Below are 22178 nucleotides of genomic sequence, written 5' to 3'. Positions count from 1 at the left end.
AAAGGCATCCCCTGGGGTGCCTTTTTTTCGTTACTGCCCAGCCTGCTCAACGCCGCCATTTTCCTCTCTTTGACGTAGTAGCGAATCCTGATGCGACATTTTTTGCAATGCGGCCGCTTTGGCTATTCCCTCGGCGTCGATGGCCCAGCTGCTTCAACTGTGCGCAGTGACGCCAGTGCGGCCCTCGTCATGGGCATTCTGAACGTCACGCCCGATTCGTTTTCCGACGGTGGCCGTTTTCAGTCGCTCGAGTTTGCCATTTCGCGCGCCGAAGAAATGGTGCTCGATGGCGCCGACATGATCGACATCGGCGGCGAATCGACCCGTCCCGGGGCGCTGCCCGTCTCCGTCGAGGAAGAATTGCAGCGCGTGATGCCCGCCCTGTACGCCTTGCGCGGCCTCGGTAAAGCGCTGTCGGTCGATACTCTCAAGCCAGCGGTGATGCGCGAGGCGGTCATCGCCGGCGCCGACATGATCAATGATGTCAATGGTTTCCGGGCGCCTGGCGCCATCGACGCGGTGCGCGACAGTGACTGTGGCCTGTGCATCATGCACATGGTGGCCAGCCCCGCCACCATGCAGCAACAGGCCCAGTATGTCGACGTGGTTGCCGAGGTGATCGCTTTTCTGGCAGAGCGGGTCGAGGCCTTGACGGCCGCTGGCATCGCCCGTAACCGACTCTGTATCGATCCCGGCTTTGGGTTTGGCAAAACGGTGGAGCATAATATAACGTTATTAAAAAACATCGGTCGCATTGAACGCGAACTGCGCCTGCCGGTCCTGGCAGGCCTGTCGCGCAAGTCGACCATCGGCGCCATTACCGGTCGACCTGTCGATCAGCGCCTCGCAGGCAGCCTGGCTGGCGCACTGGCTGCGGTGGCGCAGGGCGCAACCCTGCTGCGCGTGCATGATGTGGCTGAAACCGTCGATGCCCTGAAAGTCTGGCATCGGGTCGCCACCCTTTAATTACCAAGAAAAGAGAGACATATGGGACGTAAATATTTTGGTACCGATGGCATTCGCGGGCTGGTTGGCGTGGCGCCGATCACCCCCGATTTCGTGATGCGCCTGGGCTATGCGGCCGGCAAGGTGTTGGCCAAGAGCCCGCCTGCAGGCGGTCGTCCCACCGTGCTGATCGGCAAGGACACGCGCATTTCCGGCTACATGCTGGAGGCCGCGCTCGAGTCCGGCTTTGCCGCTGCGGGGGTCGACGTCATGCTGGCCGGTCCCATGCCAACCCCGGCGATTGCCTATCTGACGCGCGCGCTGCGCCTGTCGGCCGGGGTGGTCATTTCAGCATCGCATAACCCGTTCCAGGACAACGGTATCAAATTTTTCTCCGAACATGGCACCAAGTTGCCGGACGATGTGGAGGCGGAAATCGAAGCGGCCATTGACCTGCCCATGGAGTGCGTGCCACCGCAGCAACTGGGCCGCGCCAAACGCCTGTTCGATGCCCAGGGCCGCTACATCGAATTTTGCAAGGGCACCTTCCCTAACGAGCTGGACCTGCACGGCATGAAAATCGTGGTCGATTGCGCGCACGGCGCCGCTTACCACATTGCGCCGCCGGTGTTTCACGAACTGGGCGCGGAAGTCATCGCGATTGGTGCGAGTCCGGACGGATTTAATATCAATGCCGGTTTTGGCGCCACCGCGCCGGCCGCGCTGGCCGCTGCCGTGGTCGAGCACAAGGCTGACCTGGGCATCGCTCTTGACGGTGATGCCGACCGCCTGATCATGTGCGACGCTAGCGGCCGCATCTATAACGGTGACGAATTGCTGTATGTGATGGTGCTCGATCGGCTGGCCATGGGACCGGTCGCTGGCGCGGTCGGCACCCTGATGACGAATATGGCGCTGGAAGTCAAATTCAAGCAACTCGGCGTCGGCTTCGCCCGCGCCAAGGTGGGTGACCGCTACGTGCTGGAAGTAATGAAAGAGAAGGGCTGGTTGTTTGGTGGCGAAGGCTCGGGCCACCTGCTCGCGCTCGACAAGCACAGCACGGGCGATGGTATCGTCTCGGCGCTGCAGGTGTTGTCGGCGCTAAAACGGTGTGGCAAAACGCTGGCCGAGTGCTGTGGCGAGCTGACCCTGTTCCCGCAAACGCTCATCAACATCAAGGTGGCGCCCGGCTTTGACTGGACCAAGACGCCAGCCATGGTGGCCGAAAAAGACGCCGTTGAACTGGAACTGGGCGATACTGGCCGCGTGCTGATCCGCGCGTCCGGCACCGAGCCATTGATCCGCGTGATGGTCGAAGCGAAGGACAAGGCCCGGGCGCAGGCGATGGCGCGGCGCATTGCCGATCATGTGCCGGTGGCGGTCGCCGCCTGAGCTGCGCCCCAGCGATGAAGTCGCGCGCAGCGTCGCATTGACGGCGGCGCGACTCCCCGCTATAATATTGTTTTCGGAGTGTGGCGCAGTCCGGTAGCGCACCTGGTTTGGGACCAGGGGGTCCAAGGTTCGAATCCTTGTACTCCGACCAAAGTTTCAAGGACGGGCTGTCATGCAAGTGACAGCCCGTTTTCCATTCTGGCGACTGTTCGGTCGCCGCTTCAACACACTGCCCATAGCTCAGTTGGATAGAGCATCAGCCTTCTAAGCTGAGGGTCACAGGTTCGATTCCTGTTGGGCAGACCATAGCAAGCACGCTTTCACCTCACATTGTGCACTGCGGGGGGCACTGCGAAGCCGGCGCTGACCTGGCTTGCGGAGGGTTATCGCCAGTGGGTTATTGTCAGCATAAAAATACTATTAACATAACATCTGTTGCTTTTATGAACAGCGAGGTGCTATTGGTGTGACAGGTGCGCCGCCTCGGTTTATGATGCCGCAACGCACAATTCTATCCAAAACTCACACACCAAAGCCTTGCTGACGTGTTTGACAAGGCATATTCGTGGACACCTTCGACGATCTGGCACACTGGCGCAAGCAGGTATTGAACACCGTGCTGAACGTCGTCCTTGCATTAGGCGTGCTCATCGCAATCCCGTCGACCATCCTGTTCAGTGGTGGTCCGCACTGGCCGGTCGGCGTACTCGATGCAGTCGCCCTGGCCTGGCTGGCCTTTTTGCGTTTTAAGCGGCACCTGAATTATCGCGCCACGGTCTTGCAGTTTGTCGCCATTGTCCTGTTATTCGCTTGCGGCCTGATGGTGACAGTAGGGCCCACCAGCGAGCTCTACATGGCGGCGGCGCCGGTGCTGGCGGCGCTGCTGCTCAGCACGCATGCTGCACTGCTCACCTTGCTGCTCGGCAGCGCAGCAGTTTTTATCATCAGTGCGACTGGCATCGGTGCCGTGCATCTGCCAGGGCTGCCCCAAGGTAGGGTGGCGCAAGCGTTACTCATCAGCAGCAACTATGCGTTCATCTCGGGCGTTATCACCCTGTCGTGTACGTTTTTGCTACAGCGGCTCGTCCGTTCGCTCGCGCAATTGCAGGCCACTGCCGCCTCCTTGCAAGAAGGGAAGCTCGAATTGCACGCGGCTAACGCCGAGCTCGGTCTGTCAGCGGCGGCGCTCTCCAGGCTCAGCGACATGGTGGTCATCGCCCGCATCGTCGACGCTCCCGGCGCCCGCCAGCCGATTATCTTCGTCAACGACGCCTTCGAACGGCGCAGCGGCCGCTCACGCCAGCACTTGCTGGGAAGTAGCGCGCGCAAGCTGCTAGAACGTAGCATTGATACTGCCGAAGTTGCGCGTTTTTGCGCGGCAATCGACCGCCGCGAAACCGTTGCCGGCGAACTGCGTTTCCATACCGGTGCCGGTGCCGACGCCGACGCTGCTGAGGCCTGCTGGATCGAACTCGAACTCAAACTGTTTGCCGACGCCGGCGGCGTCAAGACCCACTGGGTGGGCATTGCCTGCGACATTACCGCGCGCAAGAAGGCCGAGACCCATATTCACCAGCTGGCCTTCTATGATGTGCTCACTGGTCTGCCCAACCGGCGCCTGTTGATGGAGCGGCTGGCGGCGCTGTTGGCCGCTGCCGCCGGTGGCGGCCATGGCGCGTTGATGTTCATCGACCTCGACAATTTCAAGGTGATCAACGACGCCATGGGCCACGCCATCGGCGACCATCTGCTGACCAACGCGGCTGAACGGCTCAAGGCGCTGATGGCGGAGGGCGATACGGTGGCGCGGCTCGGTGGCGACGAATTCGTCGTGCTGCTCGGCGGTCTTGGCGACGACGCGCAGGCGGCCCGCCAGGCGGCGCTGCAGGTGGCGGAAACCATCCGTCACGCGGTGGCCAGGGGCTTTGCCATTGGCGATCACGGCTACCAGTCGTCGGCCAGTATCGGCGTCACCCTGGTCGGCCAGCGCGCCGGCACCGTGCAGGACTTGCTGCGCGAAGCGGACACCGCTATGTACCATGCCAAGGCGGGCGGCCGCAACCAGGTGGCGCTGTTTGAAACCGCCATGCATGTGCAGAATGAATACCGGTTAAAGCTGCAGGAACACCTTGCTGCCGCACTGGGAAATGGCGAACTGTCGATGCACCTGCAGCTCCAGGTCGACCAAGCCGGCACCCCAACCGGCGCCGAACTGTTAATGCGCTGGCGGCGCGCCGATGGCACCCTGGTCGCGCCCGAGCGCTTCATCCCACCGGCCGAAGAGAGCGGCTTGATCATCGAGTTGGGCCAGTTCGCCCTGCGCAGCGCCTGCGAAGCCTGGCATGCGCTGGCACGCGCCGGTCATCGGCTGGCGCTGTCGGTCAACGTCAGCCCTATGCAGTTCCGGCAGCCGGAGTTCGTCGATGCCGTGCGCGCGCTGCTGCGCGAGATGGCCATACCGGCCAACGAGCTCACCTTCGAAGTAACCGAAGGGCTGTTCGTCGATTCGCACGACAGCGTCATCGAACGCATGCACCAGCTGGTAGCGTTGGGTATCCGCATGTCGATCGATGACTTTGGCACCGGCTATTCGAGCCTGGCCTATTTGACGCGCATGCCGCTGTTCGAGTTGAAGATCGACCGCAGCGTCATCCGCGCCACCCCGGGCGACGCCAACGACACCGCCATCGTGCAGTCGATTATCGCGATGGCGGGGCACCTCGGTTTGCACGTGGTAGCCGAAGGGGTAGAGACCGGGGCGCAGGCGCGTTTTCTTGCAGACAATGGCGGACCGGGCATGCAGGGCTATCTGTTTTCGCGGCCGATGCCGCTGGACGAGGTGATCGGGCACCTCGACGCCAGCCGCCGCAGTACTACTTGACAGGACGCAGCTGGCGCGCAGGCGGGCGCATATTTGCTGGTCTGGCGCGAACGGCGTGCAGTACAATCAGCCCATTCCGAGCCAGCCCAGCGCGTGCGCGCTGTGCCGGCGCCCAACGAAAGCTGGCATGGCTGCATTGGCCCAAACACTGCTCAATTTTATGCGCGCCCCGGGCGCGCGCTCGTCTGTCGCCGCTGTCGCCGCTCTACCTGCAGCCAGCGTGTCGTGCTCTCACACGTTCGCTGAAAGTGACCTGGCCCGCCTGCATCGGCTGGAATCGGGTGGCGTCGACGAGCCGACCTGGCAGGGCATGTTGATGGCGCCGTACTTCGAGCGCCTCACCGCCGCGGCGAGCATCTTCGGCAAGCAGCAGTTGTACCGCGACTTGCGCCATGGTTTGGCGGACGAAGAGCGGGCCGCGCTGGTGACGCGCCTGACCCGGCTCGAAGAGCCGCCCGGGCGTCAGGCGCTCGAACCGGTGCTGGCGCCCCTGCGCGCTGCTGATACGGAGCTGTCGGCGATGCTGTTCGAAGCGCGTTTGCCATTGGTGCCCGCCTGGGCCGGCAAATGCTGGCTGCTGTTCGCCGGGCTGTCGCTGTCGGTGGCCGCCGTCGCCTGGTCGCCGCTGGCCTGGCTGGCTGCGCTCTTTTTTCTGTTTCAGATGGTGACGCTGCAGGCGCGCTATCATTCCATCATCGATGTCTGGGACCGTCAGCGCGCCAGCCTGCAACTGCTGCTGCGCACCTGCAGCCTGGCCGCTGGCAGCGCGCATCCGGCATTGGCGGCGTTTGCTGCGCTGGGGCGTCAGGCTGGCCGCTACAACCGCGCCCTGAACCGCTCGCCGCTGCAGTCGTTGTCCATAGTGGGCGCTTATCTGGACTGGTTTTTGCAAGCCAACGTTGAACATTATTTCAGGTCGGTGCGCCTGGTGCGCAATGAACAGGCCTTTTTGCAGCAGTGCTTTCATCTGTGCGCGCGCCTCGACGCCGACTTCACGCTGGCGCGCCACCGCGCCGATAGCGCCACCTGCTGGGCGCAGCACGCCCGCGAGGTGCGTCTTCACGCCGCCGTCCATCCGCTGCTGGCCGCGCCGCTGGCGCTGTCGATTACCCTCAATGGCGGGGGGGCCTTTATCTCCGGCCAGAACGGCGTTGGCAAGAGCACCTTGCTACGTACGGTCGGTATCAATCTGTTGACGGCGCGCGCTTTTGGCTTTTGTTATGCGGCGTCTGCGCAGTGTCCCATGTCGGCGGTCTGGGCCAGCATGCAGAGTGAAGATTCGCTGCTGGGCGGCGCCAGCCTGTATGTGGCGGAACTGCAGCGCGCGCGCGAGCTACTCAAGGCGGCCGCGCAGGGCGGTGACGACGGCGCCATCTTTATTATCGATGAGATCTTCCGGGGTACCAATCACCTCGAATCGGTGTCGAGTGCCGCCGCGGTGGTCGACGAACTGGCCTTCGGCCACATGGTGCTGGTGTCGTCGCACAATCTGGTGCTGGGCAGCCTGCTCGCCCACCGACTGACGCCACTATGCGTGGCGCGCGACGAGGGCGGCGCTCTGGTGCTCAGGCCGGGCCTGCTGAACACCACCAATGGCATCGCGCTGCTGGCGCAGCACGGCTTTGGCGGCGCCATCGACGCCAAGGCGCGCAGTGTGTTCGCCTGGCTCGAGACGTTTCTAGCGCGGCCGCCTGGCGGCGCGGCGCTGCTGGCGCAGTGGGATCGGGCAGCCTGACATGGCGACCGTGAAGCCGCCCGCGCCTGGACGCTTTCCCACCGTCGGTACCTCGTTGCGTGCCGAAACGCTGCTGGTGCTGCTGTCGAACGACGATATGCTGGGCGTCGAAAGCCTGTTCGAACACCGCAAAATCGCACTCAATACCGTGATCCGGGCGTTGATCCGCAAGTATGGCTGGCCGATTGAGCGCCACGATTTTCCCACCAATACCGCCGACGGCCGCGGCGCCTGGGCGGCCGTGTACAGTTTATCGGCGGCGGTGGTTGACGCGGCGATGGCCAATGGCGGCCGCGATTGGCAGGCCGGCATGCACGCCGCCCGCGCCGCTAAACTGGCGCGGCGGCGCTAGGCCGGAAGGCCACGCCCATGCACTCGCAGACGCTGCCCGCCACCGCGGTCCGCCGGCACCGCCGCAGCGAGCGGCCAGCGCTGCGCTTGCTGTTGGGTGTGGTGCTGTCGGCCCTGTTGCATGCGGCGCTGCTACTGCTGCGTTTCGGCCCTGCGGCACAGGGTGGCGTGGCGGCACTGCCGCCATTACGCGTGGTGCTGGCGCCGCAGATGCCGGCGCTTGATCTGCCGTTGTCGCCGGCGTCGGCGTCAACATCAGCGGCAGCGGCAGCGCCAGCCAGTGGTATGCGTCTGGTGCCGCTGCGCCCCGCGCCACTAGCGCTGCCGGCAAAGTCTCGCGGCGGCAGCAAACGGAGAGTGCCGGCGCCATCCCGCACTGCTGTGATCAGCCAGGAGCGCGTGGTCAATGATTTCGTACTGCCGCAGCCGGGGTCGGGCAATAGCAGTGATGCGGCCGAGTCGCAGGATGTTAGTGATGCCGCCGCTGCCCGCCAGGACGGTGCCCTGCAAGCCGAAAAAAACGAGCAAGCACAGCAGCGTGAGGCGGAGCAACTGGCGCGCCTGGCGCAGCAGCAGTTGGCCGACGAGCAGGCAGCGCGCGAACAGCAGCAAGAACAGCAGCACCTGGAAGCGAAAGTCGCAGCGCAAGCCATCGCGCAAGCGCAACAGGACGCGCTGGCGCAGCAGCGGCAACGCGACGAGCAGGAGCGGCTGGCCCAGCAAAGCGAACGCCTACGGCAACAGGACCAGATTGATGAACAACGCCGGCGCGAAGATGCGCGTCGGCAGGCTGAAGAGTTGCAGCGGGCGCAGGAGCGGTCGCAGCTCGAACTGCGGCGCGAGCAGCAGGCGCGGATCGAACAGGCGCGCATCGAACAGGCGCGGATCGAACAGGCGCGCATCGAACAGGCGCGCAGCGAACAGGCCCGTAGCGAACAACAGCTCAACGAGGCCCGATTGAACCAGCAAAGACTGGATCAGGAGCGACTAAGCCAGCAGCGGCTGCTCGAGCAGCAGCGCATCGAACAAGAGCGCATCGAACAAGAGCGCATTGCCGACCAGCGCCGCCAGATCGAGGCACAGCGGCTGGCGGAGCAGCGGCGCCAGATCGAACAGCAAGAGCGCCAACGCCAGCAGATGGCACAACAGCAGATAGCACAACAGCAGAGTGCACAGGAGCAGAGGGCACAGGAGCAGAGGGCACAGGAGCAGAGGGCACAGGAGCAGAGGGCACAGGAGCAGGCGCGCGCCCGACAGCAAAGCGAGCAGGCCGGGCGCGATCAGGCCGAGCGTGACGCTGCGACGCAGCGCATGGCTGCGCCAGTGCGCAATCCTACCGGTGCCGGTGCCGCTGCCGGTGCCGGTGCTGGCGGCGGCGGTGGCGGTGGTAATGGCGCTGCTACCGGCAGCGGCCGCCCATCGCTGGGCAGCGCTGCCGCTGAACGGGTGCGCGAACTGACGCGTGGGATCGACCTGCTGAGTGGTGTGCCGCCAGGCGGAGCGACCGCGCGCGCCGATAACGATGGCAAACGCCGCGTCACTGTCGGTACTGGTGAGCGCGACGTCGTATTGCGCATGTATGTCGATAGCATCCGCCTGAAAATCGAACGCAATGGCGGTATCGCCTTTGCCGCGCAAGACGCCGACCGCGTGCGCATCGAGCCGTTGGTAAGTATGACGGTGCGCAGCGACGGCAGTGTCGACGAGGTGACCATCGTGCGGTCGAGTGGCCAGCCGAAAGTCGACCAGGCGGTACGCCGCATCATCGCTGTCAATGCGCGCTATTCGGCATTTCCGCCAAACGTGGCAGCGCGCTACGACGTCATCGAAATTCGCCGCATCTGGAGTTTTACCGACACCTTGCGACTGCTGGAAGAGCTGCGTTGAGGTGCTGCGTTGAAGTGCTGCGTTACGGCGTGCCGCTGAAGCTCACCGCGCGGCCGGCCATGTTCAGAGAGCGACCGGTGTCTGCCTGGTTTGCGCTGGCGTGCTGGCGGCGCCGGCGCCGCCCCTGCCTTCGCCGCTCACCAGTGCGGCTTCGAGCGGCAGGCAAATCACGAAGCTGCTGCCGGCCGCTGAACTACTGTCAAGCAGGATGCTGCCGCCATGCAGGTCGAGCAGATGGCGTGACAGCGACAGGCCGATTCCGAGGCCGCCATCGCCGCGGCCGATCGCTGCTGCCGTCTTGGCGAACATGTCGAACAAATTGGCATGCGCAGCAGGCGCGATGCCAGGGCCGGTATCGCTGATGCGGATCGCCACCGTGTCGCCAGCGGCGCGCGCCGATACGGTGATGCGGCCGCCGCGCGGCGTGTATTTGGCAGCGTTATTGAGCACATTGCCAAGCACCTGCGCCAACCGCAGCGGATCGGCAAATAATGGCAATGGCTGTTGCGGCATGTCGAGCTGCAGGCTGTGGCCACTGGCCGCGATCAGCGGCATGGTGGTTTCGACGGCCGCCTCCAGCACGCCGGCGAGGTCGAGGTGGCGCCGCTTGAGATCGAGCTGGCCGGTGGTGACGCGTGCGACGTCGAGCAGGTCGTCTAGCAGGTGGCTCATTTGCAGCACCTGGCGTTCCATCATGTCGCGCACCTTTGCCATCGCCACGGCGTCGTCCGCTGCCAGCTGCATCAGCTGCAGGCCGTTACGCAGTGGCGCCAGGGGATTACGCAGTTCATGCGCCAGGATCGCCACAAATTCATTCTGGCGGCGCGCGGCCCTGTCCTGTGCTTGCGCGGCGCGCACGCGCTCAACATGCAGCCAGCAGCGCTCCATGACCTGTTCGGCCAGCGCCACTTCGCTCGGGCTCCAGTTGCGCGGGTGATGGTGGTGCAGCGCCATCATCGCCACCAGCCGACCTTTGTCGAGCAGCGGACAGCAGACGATGGCCTTGCAGGCAAAGGCATTGAACAAGGCGGTGGCGGCGCCGCTGCCCAGCTCGAGGTCGACATCGCCGATGCGCATGGTGCGGCCGGCGCGCAGGTGATCGGCGCCGCGCCTGCCAAACAGGGCGAGCGCATGGTGGCCAATGGTGCTGGTGCTGCTGTTGATGCTGCTGGCGTCGGCGCTCCGCCAGTCGTGACGGATTGAAAAATGCTCATTGTCGACGGCGACGTCGGCATAGGCGCAATGGGTCACACCCAGGTGCTCGCCGAGCATGCGCAACGATAGTGCCATCAAGGCGTCGACGCTGTCGGTGTTGCGGCCGGCTTCACTGATTGCATCGAGCAGGTCAAGCTGCCGGCCGGCGCCGCGGCGATCCTCGGCATCCATGTGCAGTCCGACCCACTGGCGCACGCGACCGTCGCTGTCGACCTCCGGCACCGCCCGTACCAGCATGTGGTGGTAGTGGCCATCGGCGCTGCGCAGACGGTGTTCGTCGATATAGGCATGGCGGCACTGCCGCGCCGCCGACCAGCCGGTCGCGCTGCGTGCGCGATCGTCGGGATGAATCGCCTCGAGCCAGCCATCACCGCAGTACTGGTCGAAGCGCTGCCCGGTAAACGCGCTCCATGCGCTTTGCATGGCGTCGAACTGACCGCTGCCGTCAGCTTCCCATTCAATCACCTTGGCGTCGACCGTGAGCGCACGGTAGCGCGCCTGGCTGCGACGCAGTGCTTGATCCGCCTGCTGTTGCTCTAGAACGTCGCGCGCCAGCACCAGCAGGCGCGCGCCACCATCATCGCCGCTGCCAGCCGGCACAATCGTGACATCCCACCAGCGCGCCGCTCCCGCGCACGTCGTCGATGGCGTGTCAAAGCGACCGATACCGCCTGCGCGCGCAATGGCCAGCGCGGCCGCGATGGCATCGTGCGCCGCCGCCTGCCATAGTTGGCTGAGCGGTTGACGTAACAACGTTGCGAAATCGTCGGTTCCCAGCGCCAGCACCCGTGCACTGCTGGCATTGATGTCAATGAGTTCGCCAGCGAAATTGACCAGCATCACGCAGTCACTACCGGGATCGCCACTGCGGCGGGACAGTCCACTTGCGTGGGCACATTCTTCAATCAAGCTCTGAGACGGACGTACGGACATGGCGGCGAGGCAGTTCAAAATAGGCAACTGGGGTGGCAGAACGACTTGTGGTATTTCCAAATGCGCCACAGTGGTCGCCCCGCTGTCACTTCCCAGTTTAGCTGAGCATTCAATTTGATTTGCGCCAAAGCCCACCCAATCTGAGGCTTTACCCTGAGTTCTACCGTTGCAATGGTGGTTCATTGCAGGAACAGCAATGTGAGATGGCGTTAGCGCCGCGCGCCACAAGGTGGGCAACGCTAAGGTCAAAAGTAACAAACAGGCGCGACCAGCGCCACCATGGGCGAACTACTATGCAAGCTATATTTACACGATGCTGTCCTCTCAGCATGCAGGCACGATGGCGTAGGGTGCTGGCGGGCGTGACTATTGCGATGCTATCGGGATGCGCGAATTGGACGGGAATCCAACAGGCCAGCCCCGCCAGCGCCATCCCGGTCGCCAATCCGCCTCCCACCATTCTGATCACGCCGCAATTAATCGCTGCCGAGCGAACCGAGCGCGAAGCGGCGGCGCACCAGGACCTGTCCGCGTTGGTGGTCAACGATCCGCCTGCTTACACCATCGGTCGCGGCGACATCCTGTCGATCGTGGTGTGGGATCATCCTGAATTGGGCGCCAGTGTCGTGGTGCCGGCAACCGGCGCTGCCGAATTGGGTCCGAATGGGGCGCCACCGAACGGCTTTGTTGTCGACAACGAGGGCAGGGTGCAATTCCCGTTTGCCGGCGTTCTCAAGCTGGTCGGCTTGACTGAAGAGCAGGCCCGCGATTTACTGGCGAGCCGGCTATCGCGATTTATTGCCAGCCCGAATATCACCTTGCGGGTGCAGGCGTTCCGCAGCAAGCGCGTCTATATTGATGGCGAGGTACGTGCGCCTGGCTTGCAGGCCATCAACGATATTCCCATGACGCTGACAGAGGCGCTCAACCGCGCCGGCGGCTTGTTGCCAACGGCTGACCAGAGCCGTCTGCTGCTCGAACGAGGCAGTGCACGTTATCGCATTGATTTGCGTGAGCTGGTGCAAAAAGGCATCAATCCAGGGACAGTGATGCTCGCCAATGGTGACATTGTGCGGGTCTATTCGCGTGACGAAAGCAAGGTGTTTGTCACCGGCGAAGTGGTCACGCCGCGTGCTTTGACCATGCATAACGGTCGCCTGAGCCTGAACGAGGCGCTGGGCGAATCAGGCGGCGTCAGCCCGCTGTCGGGCGATTCGCGCCAGGTCTACGTGGTGCGCAAGGCGGGCGAAGACGTCCGCGTGTATCAGCTTGACGCTCGCATAACGGGCGCCCTGGCGATGGCCGAAGGCTTTGAACTGGCGCCGAAGGACGTGGTATTCGTCGCGGCGTCACCGCTGGCCAACTGGAACCGCAGCCTGAGCCTGCTTTTCCCCGGCGCGTTGACCTCGGCTGCCACGGTTGCCAAGCCTTGAGCGACGTCGGAGCCCCACTATGGACCTACCCAACGAGCAACACTCACTGTCGCATGTGACGCAGCAGGCGTCTGCCTTGTCAATGCGACTCGATCCGCCGGGACCGAACTTGCCGCCGGAGGAGCCGCCGGTCAACTTCAGGCTGTATTTCAATATGGTGTATGACAATCGCTGGCTGATTGGCATCATCACCGCCTTGCTGACGGTCAGCGCGCTGATCTATTCCCTGCTGGCAAAGCCCGTCTACGAAGCCAATCTGATGATCCACGTGGAAGAAGAAAGTCCGAATGCGTCAAAAAACATCCTCAGCGAGGCATCTTCCCTGTTCGAGACCAAAAAGGCTGCCATCGCCGAGATGGAATTGTTGCGCTCTCGTATGGTCATTGCTCGTGCGGTCGACAACCTGCAGTTGTACGTCGAGGTGCAGCCCGTGTATTTCCCCATCATCGGCTCGTGGCTAGCCGATCGCTCCAAGGGCGCGTTGTCGCGGCCCGGCATGTTCGGCTGGGGGGGCTACGTGTGGGGCGGTGAAAAACTCGAAGCGGGCGTCTTTAATGTTCCTGATGCCTTGATCGGGCGTGAATTTCTTATCACTGCGCTCAGCGGCGAGCGCTACCGTTTTGCTGGTGGCAGTGGCACGCCGGCCTTCGAAGGGCAGGTCGGTCAGCAATATGTGGTGCCTACTGCTGACGGCACCATGCAATTGAAGGTCACGCAAATTTACGCGTTCGCCGGCGCCCAGTTCCGCCTGCGCCGGATGGCCCGTCTCGGTACCATCGAACGTATTCAGAACGCCATGCTCATCACTGAACAGGGCAAGCAATCCGGCGTCATCGAGGTCAAGTTGCAAGGAGAAAACGCCAAACGTATCAATATGCTGCTCAGCGCGATCGGGCGTGAATATTTACGGCAAAATTTGGCGCGGAAGACAGAGGAGGCCGAAAAATCGCTGGCCTTTCTCAATCAGCAGTTTCCTATCCTTAAACGGCAACTTGAACAGTCGGAAGACCGCTACAACCAGTTTCGTAACGCGCACGGCACCATCGATTTGCGCGAGGAAGCACGTATGAGCCTGCAGCAAGCGGCGGCCGCCCGCAGCCGCCGACTTGATCTGATGCAGAAAAAAAATGAGTTGCTGGCGCGATTTACCGAAGATCATCCCGTCATCAAGGGACTCAATGGCCAGCGCCATGAGGTGGACGCCGAAATCGAAGACGTCGCCAAGCGCATCCGTTCACTGCCCTCGCTGGAGCAGGATGAAACCCGACTGACCCGTGAAATCAAGGTCAATACCGATTTGTACACGGCGCTGTCGAACACAGCTCAGCAGCTACGCTTGATATCGGTGGGCCGGGTCAGTAATGTACGCCTGATCGACGCCCCGATGGCGCCGGAGCGGCCGGTGCGACCAAACCGACCGCTGATTGTCACCCTGGCCGCGTTGATCGGCCTGTTCTTGGGTATCGTGCTGGCGTTTGCCCGCAAAGCCATTCGCAGTGGCATTGATGAGCCCGAAAAAATCGAGCGCATGTTGCGCGCACGCGTGGTGTACGCCACCATTCCACACAGCGACAACCAGGATAAACTGGCGCGCAAGGGACGCAATGGTGGCGCCGGCCTGCCCTTGCTGGCCAGCGCCGCGCCGGATGACATGGCAATCGAAAGTCTGCGCAGCTTTCGCGCTGCGCTGCAGTTTTCGATGCCGCATTTTAGAAACAATATTGTCATGCTGTGTGGACCGACACGGCACTTGGGAAAATCATTTATTGCTGCAAACTTGGCGGCGGTGGTCGCCACCAGCGGCAAGCGGGTGCTGTTGATCGACGCTGACTTGCGCCATGGCCAATTGCACCGCTATTTTGGCGTCGATCGGGAAAATGGGCTGACCAAGGCAATCACTGGCACCGAGGCGGTAGAAAATATCATCTACCAAAATGTCGTCGACAACCTCGACTTCATTGCCACTGGGCCGCTTCCGCCCAATCGTTCGGAATTCCTGCTGCGGCTCAATTTTGCCCAGTTGCTTGCTACCGTCAGCGCGAATTACGACCTGGTTTTGATTGATCCGCCGCCTATCCTGGCGGTCGCCGACGCCTTGATCATCGGAGCGCACGCAGGTGCCGTATTCATCTTGACGCGTGCCGGTGTGACCAATGAAAGCGATATTAACGAATCGATCAAGCGGCTCAACCATGCAGGCATCGCGCCCCAAGGCGTGCTGTTCAACGACATGGTCGTTCGCCTTGGCAGGCGCCGAATGCACTACAGCGACGACACACAGCAACGGGTCTTGAGTGCATGACACCCAGGCATAAAACGCCTTGCGAGCGCGTCCCGGCGCGCTCGCATCGGCTCGATGTTCGGTTGCGCTCGCACAAACCTGCCGCCTTGTGCGAGCGCTTCTTTTGGAGCTTCGCCGTTTGTTCTTGCGCGCCTGGTTACTCTCAACTCACGTTGACACACGGCGCTAATCCATGATCGACTGACCGGCGGGCCGGCGGGCCGGCGGGCCGGCGTGTCGGTGCATGGCCGCATTGGCGCATCGGCGCATTGGTGCGTCGGCGCAGGCAATATGCTTGGGTGTTCGGCGCTGCAACGCAGCTTGCCATTGGGTGAGCAGATCGGGCAGCAACGGGCAGCGAGCCCGGCACTACATGCCGCCCGCGCCCCATGTACAGAACTCTATGCGGTGGCAAGCGGGCTTTCAGTTGCCTACTCGCTTGCGGCTTCGATTATCGGGCTGCAGCATGCATGGTTCGTATCAAGCGCGGTGTCGATTGTGGCTCATACTGGCATGGGTTGGCGCTGCACTGGGCGCAACAGCTTGCGTTTGACCCATGTGCGAATCTGTGGCGTGCGTGCCTCAAACAGCAGGTAGAACAGATAGGCGCACACGACAAGGAAGCACAGCATCAAGATATACACCCCGATGTGAAGAGGGTCGTGTGGCGAAAACTGTCCGACACCAAGAGTTTTGTGGCAAACAATTTTCAAGACGTAGATCAACGGTACGTGAATGAGATAAAGCGTGAAGGAAAATTCAGCGAAAAAGCGGCCGAGCTTGGCCAGAAGTACAAAGCTTGGAAAGGTTGGCGCCGCTGAGTTCTGCAAACTACACAAAACGAGCAAGAACAACAGCCCAAGCACCAGGTCAGGGACAAAGGCTGCCATCGATATGTCATCGTTCAAGCCTTTCAGACGACAAAAGCATGAGGCAATGATCGCGATGAAGATTACGATGGCGCGCATTGGGCTGCTGCAATCAATCTGAACGCGTGACGCTGCGGCGCCCAACAGCCAGATAATGAAATACAAAAGCAGGACCGGTGGAAGCGCGATTGCCAAGGCACAGATTGTCAACGCCGCCATCACGCGGACGCTGCGCCGGTCCGCGCGAAACATGAGAACGAGCAAGGGAAATAAGAGGTAGTACCAGGATTCATTCGACAGGCTCCAGAGCGCGAAATTGCCGCCATAGGCGGGCACGCTAATGAGTTGTAATCCAATTAGATTGCCGGCGAAAGTCAGTGCGGAAAATTCGCCTCGAGAGGTATAGTCGATGGTGCTGGTGTCCAGTTCACCCCGGCTCAGGCTTAGTAGCAACGACAAGATGAAGACGGGAATCAGGCCGGTCCACAAGCGGGTCAAGCGATCGACAGCGTAGTTGGCAATCGCACCGCTCTGTTGCCATTTATCGAGCAAACTGCCGCCGACAAGCCAGCCGCTGATGACGAAAAACAGCAACACCGCCTGGTGGCCAAATCCCGTAATGAATGCAAAACCCTGGTACCACAGTGACGGATCGGCAATCGTCCGCATGCCTGGGTAAAATATGGCGCGCAGGTGGGCCGCCGCCACTTCAATCGCTGCCAGCGCGCGTACCAGTGCAATCAGGGCGGACCCCCAACTGTCTTGCTGAGCGCTTGAATACGGATCAGGGATTTTTGTTGCTGTAAGATTCGTACTCATCGCATCCTCATAAAATTAAAATTTTGCAGTTGATAAACTTGTGATCTGGCTAGCAATGACTGCAGCGCAGCGCCAGATGAGGTAGCCAAGTGGTAATTGGCGAAGTAGCGCGACGGCGCATACAAACACCAGGAAGGCGCCGACGATGCAGTGGGTGCCGCAGGTGCTGCTGGGCTTGTATATCTGACCGGCAAGGCGGATAGCGCCCACGCCGGCCAGCGCACCCACAAGCCACCCGGCAGCCGCTTCTGCAATGGTATGTTCATGACGCACGACCAGAGCAAGGCAAAGCAAACCGCCGAGTAACAAACCCGCAACAATCCCGGCATTGCCAAATCGCCCATCGAATCGTTGCATTACCAAATGAAGAAAAACGACAAGGACAGCGGTGGCACCAGTGGCGTGACCACTGAGCGCAGAAAAATTGATGGCTTGAGAACCCACGTCCCAGAGAAGAAACGCAATCTTGCTCGCCGTTACCAGCATGATTGCGGTCAGGAACAGGAGGGTCCAGCAAACCGCCAGGCGCCAAAGACGCGACGTCATCATCCACACCGACATGGCCGCTGCAGCCGCCAGAGTTAGTGGTAAATCGCCAAGGTGGACGACGTAATTCCACGGCATGGCATTAACGCGTGCGTATCAGGGCCGCCAGGGTGGCAACGATGATGTGCAAGTCCATCCAGAAATTTCGTTCGCGAACATAGCGCTGGCAAAAAGCGAGCTTGATGGGCAGGACCTCATCGAGGTATATCTGCTCCGGGTCGCTTGTTTGACCCAGCAGGGCATTTTCTTGACGATATTTGATCGAAGCCCAGTCTGTCATGCCAGGCGCCACTGACAGCACCTCGCGGCGCACTGCCTCCGGGTAACAGGCGACATAACGGGCTATTTCAGGACGCGGTCCTACCAGGCTCATCGAACCTTGTAACACATTGAGCAACTGCGGCAGCTCGTCAATTTTATAGGCACGCAAAAAGTGGCCGGCGCGCGTGATACGGGGGTCGCGTCCCACCGTCAGTTGCGCATCGTTCCCATTGCTAATGCGCATGGTGCGAAACTTGTAGATAAAAAATAAGGAACCATTCCGACCCACCCGTTGCTGACGGAACAGTGCAGGCCCTGGAGAATCGCAGCGAATCCAAATACCAATGAGCATTAGCATCGGCGCGAGCAACAGCAGGCCGACCGTAGAAACCATCACATCGAACAGGCGCTTGCTCATACCATCTGGCCGCTGAGGGTGGCACGCAGCGCCATGATGACCCGTCGCTGATCTGCATCGCTCATCCTGGTATACAAGGGCAAACTGAGCATTGATGCAAAGCTCGCTTCTGCCGCCGGAAACTCGCTAGTGGCGCGGTGACAAATGGTTCGCCATACAGGGTGACGGTGTAAGGGAATGAAATGCACGCTGGTGCCGATGCCGAGTTCGCACAAGCGTGAAATCAATGCGTCGCGGCTGATAGCGGCATCGTCCCGCAGTCGAATAACGTACAGGTGCCAGGCATGGCGGCTTCCGCTGGCGATGTCGGCATCGGCCGGCAGTACCAGTGGCAGGTCGCCAAGTGCCTCTGCATAGTTTGCGGCGAGTAACTGGCGCCGTTTGAGGAAAGCATCGATCTTGCGTAGCTGCTGTACGCCGATCGCTGCGGCGATATCGGTCAGATTGTATTTGTATCCGGCCGCTACCACTTCATAGAACCAGGACGGTGTGGTGGCCGTATAGCGGGAAAAAGCGTCCTGACGAATGCCGTGAATACGCATCATGCGCACGCGTGCAGCCAGCTCGGGCGCGCGCGTGACGACCATGCCGCCTTCGCCGGTGGTCATGGTTTTATTGGCATAGAAGCTGAACACTGTGGCGTCGCTGCCCAGCGTGCCCACCAGTTGTGATCGATACAGTGTGGGGAACGCGTGAGCGGCGTCCTCGACGACACGCAAGTTATGCGCCGCCGCCACCGACAAAATCGCATCCATGTCGCACGGAAGCCCCGCATAATGGACGGGAATGACCGCCTTGGTACGCGGCGTGATCGCCGCCTGAATGGCATCGGCGGTCAAATTAAGTGTAGTGCCGTCGACATCGGCCAGTATTGGGCTGGCGCCGAGATAGCGGACGATCTCCGCAGTTGCAGTAAACGTCATGGTGGGCACGATGACTTCGTCGCCCGCACCGATGCCGAGCGCCTCAAGCGCCAGATGCAGGCCGGCTGTCGCCGAGTTGACTGAAACCGCTTCAACGCCGCCGCCGAGGTACGCAGCGAAATCACTTTCAAACTGTCGGGTTTTGGGACCCGTCGTCACCCAGCCTGAGCGCAGGCACGCTACCACCTCCGCAATTTCTTCTTCGCCGATGTCCGGTAAGGCAAATGGCAGGAAAGGTGTAGTGGTGAGCAAGTCCGGGGCGCGGTCATTCATGGCTGCTTCCGATCGAGGTTGAGGAGTTGTTGGGAGCGAGCGAACTTACTGAACTCACGTTGCGCTGTCGCTGAGAAACGCATGCGTGTAAAAAACGTTTGCCCAGCACGTCGTATGTCAGGTTCTCGAGGACGAATCGGGTTCCATTGCGCCCCATCGCCTTGCGCTGGGCCGGCGGCATGGCAAGCAAGGTACGGATGCCTGCGGCGACTGCTTCGGGATCTTCGGCCGCGACTGTTAAGCCACAGCGCGCTTCCCCGACCGGGTCATTGCCAGCCTCAATTGCCTGCAGCACCGGGCAGCCGGCCATCATGTAGTCGATCAATTTGTTGGGTGAGATGCCGAACCTGAATAATGGTTGACGTTGCAAACCGATATAAGCGACATCAAATGCGCGCAGCAGCGACGGAATTTGCTTTTTGGCGACAGCGTCGATAAAGATGACACTGTTCAATCGCTCGTCACGCACACGCGCCTGCAGCCTCGACTTTTCCGGACCCGACCCTGCCAGAACGAACCGCACGGGCACTTCGCTTAGCAGGCGGGCTGCATCGAGCAGGGTATCGAGGGCGTTCGCCAAACCATGGGCACCGGCAAAACCAACCAATAAAAAGCCCGCCTTTTGCAGTTGGCAAAATGTGTTGGCGACAGTTTCGGAAAGGGGGGCAGGCGCGTCGCGCCATTCTGCGGCATCGGTACCGTTGGGAATGATATGCAGCTTGTGAGGCGCCATCCCATGCGCTTCCAGATGGCCACGTACGTTGGGCAGCATTGACACAATGGCGTCACAGTTGCGGCATGCAAAATTTTCCGCGGCTTGCAGTACTTGGATAAAAGGATGCCAGCGTGAGTATCCGCCCAGTTCGATGGGCGAAAGCGGCCAAAGATCGTGCAATTCGAACAGCAGGCGCGCACCGGCGTGGCGGGCAATGCGGTATGCGGGCCAAATATCCAGGGGATAGGTGCTCGATGCGATGACAACGTCGGGACGAAAGCTGCGGGCCAGCGCTGTTGAAAAATAATGTAGCCTGAACAGAAAAATGAGCATGTTCTGAATACGCGCCGGGCCGTTTCCCGTGTAACCGGGCGTATTTAGCCAGGTGTATTCAATGCCATCGATTTGTTGGTCAAGTCGGCTCCGCTTATTCAAGCAAGGATTTTCTCGCCGTACATGAGAATGATCTGCGGCAACAATGCGAACGCGGTGCCCTAACGCAATCCAGGCCCGAGCCAGATAATAGGGGCGATATTCCATTCCGTGCTGCAATGAGCCAGCATGATGGTTGATCAGCAGAATATTCAAGGGATACCTGTCGGTTCGAAGCGCTGTATTACAGCCACTTGTCGACGATATCAAGCGTAAGTCATTACGTATTGAAGCCCCGCAAACGCACGCGCAGCGGGTAAAAATCAGATAGCGTAGACGGAAACATCCGCCACTGGCGTGTCAGCAGCGGATGTTTCTGGTTGATTTACTGAAAGGAGATGACTTAAAAGCTTTCGTAGGCACCAATATCGATGGCGCCACCGAACGGTCGAGCAACGCTGTCGATATCGTAAGCTGGCGCTGCCTTCGTCAATGCTTTATCGATTGCCGGCGAGCCACTTTGCAAGCGATAGTTGCCCGAGCCATTCGATTGATAATTGATGAATTTCGGATCAGCAGTAACCGTGCCCGTTGCGCTGCCGACGCGCAGGCTGATGCCGCGGCCATTCCCATAAACCAGGTTATTGGCGGTGAGATTCGAAGATCCAATACAGCTCGCACCCGTGTAGCAATACTGAGCAATAGAGGCGCCGGGATTGTTGTACACGATATTGTTGATAATGCTGGTGTTGTTCAATATGATGCCGCCCGGACTGTCGCCGGAACCCGCCTCGATCCCGCCTCCCATATTGCTTGATCCATTATTGAACACCGTGTTATTGGCGATCACAACATTGTTTGCAGCGTGCCATAAATGGATGCCCCAGGCTGACACGCGGTAAACAATATTATTCATGATTTTTCCGCGCAAATTAGAATGATAAATTCCCTGCACGCCATTGCACTTGCCCGGAACACCTATGTCATGCACCACATTGCCGATAATATCGGCGTCGGCGGCATTGTAATTGGCATCGACGATACCGGCGCCCCCGCTACCGTTACAGCCCCCGCCCACCTTCAAGTCGTGCACATGGTTGCCCTCAATGAGGGTATTCGAAGCGTAGTTTAAAATGCCTAAGCGGCCTGGGCCGCTGATGTCGAAACCAGACACATCGACGAAGTTGCCGTTGTTGGTCCAGTGCGCTTCGGTGCCTGTGCCGATAATTTTTGCACCCCACTTGGTATCGGATACGAAGCGAACTCGCCCACTAGAGCTACCCGCTCGTGCCGTGACCACATTGCCAGTATAAGTCATATCGTTATACACAACTCAGCCGTGCCCTTCGCGCATCGACTGTAATGCAGTGGCCACATCCATCACGCGCTGCAATCCTTGCCAGATCGTCTTGACGCCGGGTTCGCCGTCGCTCTTGCGGCCAAGGAAGCCGCCGAGCTGGGCGATCAATCGTAGCACCTCGTTGAGGCGCGGCGGTTCGGTCGGCTGAGGCTTCTTCGAGAGCAGATACGCGCCCCGAATTTCATCGGGGTTGAAGAATAGAGCGGCATCCAGATCCGGGCAGGTCCGGCCTATGCGCATCAGGTAGGCCACCCGCCAGGCGCCGATCATGAATAGCGCCAGCGCCCGCTCAATGCGATCGATGGCTGACAGCACCTTACAGCAAAGGGTGTTGCACTTGGTTTTAGAGGCTGCCCCATCAATAATACCGCTATAAGCTTGGCAAGCACTGAATGTGCTCCTATATTGAGTCGTGAAGCCATGTTGGAGTTAGTTAATTGGCTGGCTAAGTGTCAAGTCCCGCCTGGTCATAAACGCGTTTAACGAATAACTCTGGTTTTTTCTGCTGCCATTCCTTCAGCGCTTGAATTGGCGTTTTGGAGCCGATAGCGCGCTGCGGAATGTGGTGG

General features: G+C 60.8%; 15 protein-coding genes, 2 tRNA genes and 2 pseudogenes. 10 read left to right on the top strand and 9 right to left on the bottom strand.

All coding sequences use genetic code 11. The annotated features are described in order from the left end of the window. The first annotated feature begins 90 nt into the window (after nucleotides 1-90). The 8 genes from folP to ACP7BZ_RS00060 all read left to right on the top strand — a co-directional run bounded on the left by folP (nucleotide 91) and on the right by ACP7BZ_RS00060 (nucleotide 9191). On the top strand, nucleotides 91-966 hold the full coding sequence (folP, locus tag ACP7BZ_RS00095) for a dihydropteroate synthase (protein ID WP_426109610.1): 876 nt from the start codon (nucleotides 91-93) through the stop codon (nucleotides 964-966). 21 nt (nucleotides 967-987) lie between these two features. Next, nucleotides 988-2337 carry a phosphoglucosamine mutase gene (glmM, locus tag ACP7BZ_RS00090; protein ID WP_426109609.1) on the top strand — a complete coding sequence of 450 codons (1350 nt, stop codon included), beginning with the start codon at nucleotides 988-990 and terminating at the stop codon, nucleotides 2335-2337. A 74-nt stretch (nucleotides 2338-2411) separates the two neighbouring features. After that, nucleotides 2412-2488: transfer RNA gene (locus ACP7BZ_RS00085), tRNA-Pro, on the top strand. 78 nt (nucleotides 2489-2566) lie between these two features. Further along, nucleotides 2567-2643 (top strand) — tRNA-Arg (locus ACP7BZ_RS00080). Between the two features lie 259 nt (nucleotides 2644-2902). Continuing rightward, nucleotides 2903-5218 (top strand): putative bifunctional diguanylate cyclase/phosphodiesterase, encoded by a 2316-nt coding sequence (locus ACP7BZ_RS00075; RefSeq protein ID WP_426109608.1) that lies wholly within the window; start codon nucleotides 2903-2905, stop codon nucleotides 5216-5218. 127 nt (nucleotides 5219-5345) lie between these two features. Then, nucleotides 5346-6953, top strand: a complete 1608-nt coding sequence (locus tag ACP7BZ_RS00070; RefSeq protein ID WP_426109607.1) for a MutS-related protein — start codon at nucleotides 5346-5348, stop codon at nucleotides 6951-6953. A gap of 1 nt (nucleotide 6954) precedes the next feature. Continuing rightward, complete coding sequence (locus ACP7BZ_RS00065; RefSeq protein WP_426109606.1) at nucleotides 6955-7305, top strand: hypothetical protein; 351 nt, start codon at nucleotides 6955-6957, stop codon at nucleotides 7303-7305. 17 nt (nucleotides 7306-7322) lie between these two features. Beyond that, entirely contained in the window at nucleotides 7323-9191 is a 1869-nt protein-coding gene (locus ACP7BZ_RS00060; RefSeq protein WP_426109605.1) for a TonB C-terminal domain-containing protein, read from the top strand. 63 nt (nucleotides 9192-9254) lie between these two features. Here ACP7BZ_RS00060 and ACP7BZ_RS00055 read toward each other — a convergent pair whose 3' ends face one another. Beyond that, on the bottom strand, nucleotides 9255-11246 hold the full coding sequence (locus ACP7BZ_RS00055) for an ATP-binding protein (RefSeq protein WP_426109604.1): 1992 nt from the start codon (nucleotides 11244-11246) through the stop codon (nucleotides 9255-9257). Between the two features lie 275 nt (nucleotides 11247-11521). Here ACP7BZ_RS00055 and ACP7BZ_RS00050 point away from each other — a divergent pair, with 275 nt between their 5' ends. Next, on the top strand, nucleotides 11522-12772 hold the full coding sequence (locus ACP7BZ_RS00050) for a polysaccharide biosynthesis/export family protein (RefSeq protein ID WP_426109603.1): 1251 nt from the start codon (nucleotides 11522-11524) through the stop codon (nucleotides 12770-12772). Between the two features lie 19 nt (nucleotides 12773-12791). Next, nucleotides 12792-15074 carry a polysaccharide biosynthesis tyrosine autokinase gene (locus ACP7BZ_RS00045; protein WP_426109602.1) on the top strand — a complete coding sequence of 761 codons (2283 nt, stop codon included), beginning with the start codon at nucleotides 12792-12794 and terminating at the stop codon, nucleotides 15072-15074. A gap of 482 nt (nucleotides 15075-15556) precedes the next feature. Here the strand turns inward: ACP7BZ_RS00045 and ACP7BZ_RS00040 are convergent, their stop codons facing one another. The 8 genes and pseudogenes from ACP7BZ_RS00040 to ACP7BZ_RS00005 form a co-directional block, all read right to left on the bottom strand. Then, nucleotides 15557-16741 (bottom strand): acyltransferase family protein, encoded by a 1185-nt coding sequence (locus tag ACP7BZ_RS00040; protein WP_426109601.1) that lies wholly within the window; start codon nucleotides 16739-16741, stop codon nucleotides 15557-15559. Between the two features lie 15 nt (nucleotides 16742-16756). After that, nucleotides 16757-17365: a hypothetical protein gene (locus tag ACP7BZ_RS00035; RefSeq protein WP_426109600.1), complete on the bottom strand. Its 609-nt coding sequence runs from the start codon at nucleotides 17363-17365 to the stop codon at nucleotides 16757-16759. Nucleotides 17366-17369: 4 nt separating this feature from the next. Beyond that, complete coding sequence (locus tag ACP7BZ_RS00030) at nucleotides 17370-17966, bottom strand: sugar transferase (protein ID WP_426109599.1); 597 nt, start codon at nucleotides 17964-17966, stop codon at nucleotides 17370-17372. Continuing rightward, nucleotides 17963-19162, bottom strand: coding sequence for a DegT/DnrJ/EryC1/StrS family aminotransferase (locus ACP7BZ_RS00025; protein ID WP_426109598.1), 1200 nt, complete (start codon nucleotides 19160-19162; stop codon nucleotides 17963-17965). The genes ACP7BZ_RS00030 and ACP7BZ_RS00025 overlap by 4 nt, the downstream gene beginning before the upstream one ends. Further along, on the bottom strand, nucleotides 19155-20465 hold the full coding sequence (locus ACP7BZ_RS00020) for a glycosyltransferase family 4 protein (protein WP_426109597.1): 1311 nt from the start codon (nucleotides 20463-20465) through the stop codon (nucleotides 19155-19157). Before ACP7BZ_RS00020 ends, ACP7BZ_RS00025 begins: the two co-directional genes overlap by 8 nt. 187 nt (nucleotides 20466-20652) lie before the next feature. Then, on the bottom strand, nucleotides 20653-21579 hold the full coding sequence (locus ACP7BZ_RS00015; protein WP_426109596.1) for a choice-of-anchor Q domain-containing protein: 927 nt from the start codon (nucleotides 21577-21579) through the stop codon (nucleotides 20653-20655). A gap of 3 nt (nucleotides 21580-21582) precedes the next feature. Continuing rightward, a pseudogene (locus tag ACP7BZ_RS00010) lies at nucleotides 21583-21921 on the bottom strand (IS4 family transposase); the annotation flags it as partial. A gap of 133 nt (nucleotides 21922-22054) precedes the next feature. Further along, nucleotides 22055-22178: pseudogene (locus ACP7BZ_RS00005) on the bottom strand (IS481 family transposase); the annotation flags it as partial.

This window comes from Massilia sp. PWRC2 (assembly GCF_049896725.1).
Classification (GTDB): domain Bacteria; phylum Pseudomonadota; class Gammaproteobacteria; order Burkholderiales; family Burkholderiaceae_D; genus JAFCUW01.
Note: the sequence above shows the minus strand (reverse complement) of the source record. Positions and strands in the feature narration are given on the sequence as shown.

Coding starts and splice junctions, on each gene's coding strand:
- ACP7BZ_RS00065 (WP_426109606.1), top strand. CDS start 6,955: ATGGCGACCGTGAAGCCGCCCGCGCCTGGACGCTTTCCCACCGTCGGT.
- ACP7BZ_RS00025 (WP_426109598.1), bottom strand. CDS start 19,162: ATGAATGACCGCGCCCCGGACTTGCTCACCACTACACCTTTCCTGCCA.
- glmM (WP_426109609.1), top strand. CDS start 988: ATGGGACGTAAATATTTTGGTACCGATGGCATTCGCGGGCTGGTTGGC.
- ACP7BZ_RS00060 (WP_426109605.1), top strand. CDS start 7,323: ATGCACTCGCAGACGCTGCCCGCCACCGCGGTCCGCCGGCACCGCCGC.
- ACP7BZ_RS00040 (WP_426109601.1), bottom strand. CDS start 16,741: ATGAGTACGAATCTTACAGCAACAAAAATCCCTGATCCGTATTCAAGC.
- ACP7BZ_RS00035 (WP_426109600.1), bottom strand. CDS start 17,365: ATGCCGTGGAATTACGTCGTCCACCTTGGCGATTTACCACTAACTCTG.
- ACP7BZ_RS00070 (WP_426109607.1), top strand. CDS start 5,346: ATGGCTGCATTGGCCCAAACACTGCTCAATTTTATGCGCGCCCCGGGC.
- folP (WP_426109610.1), top strand. CDS start 91: ATGCGACATTTTTTGCAATGCGGCCGCTTTGGCTATTCCCTCGGCGTC.
- ACP7BZ_RS00030 (WP_426109599.1), bottom strand. CDS start 17,966: ATGAGCAAGCGCCTGTTCGATGTGATGGTTTCTACGGTCGGCCTGCTG.
- ACP7BZ_RS00045 (WP_426109602.1), top strand. CDS start 12,792: ATGGACCTACCCAACGAGCAACACTCACTGTCGCATGTGACGCAGCAG.
- ACP7BZ_RS00055 (WP_426109604.1), bottom strand. CDS start 11,246: ATGCTGGTCAATTTCGCTGGCGAACTCATTGACATCAATGCCAGCAGT.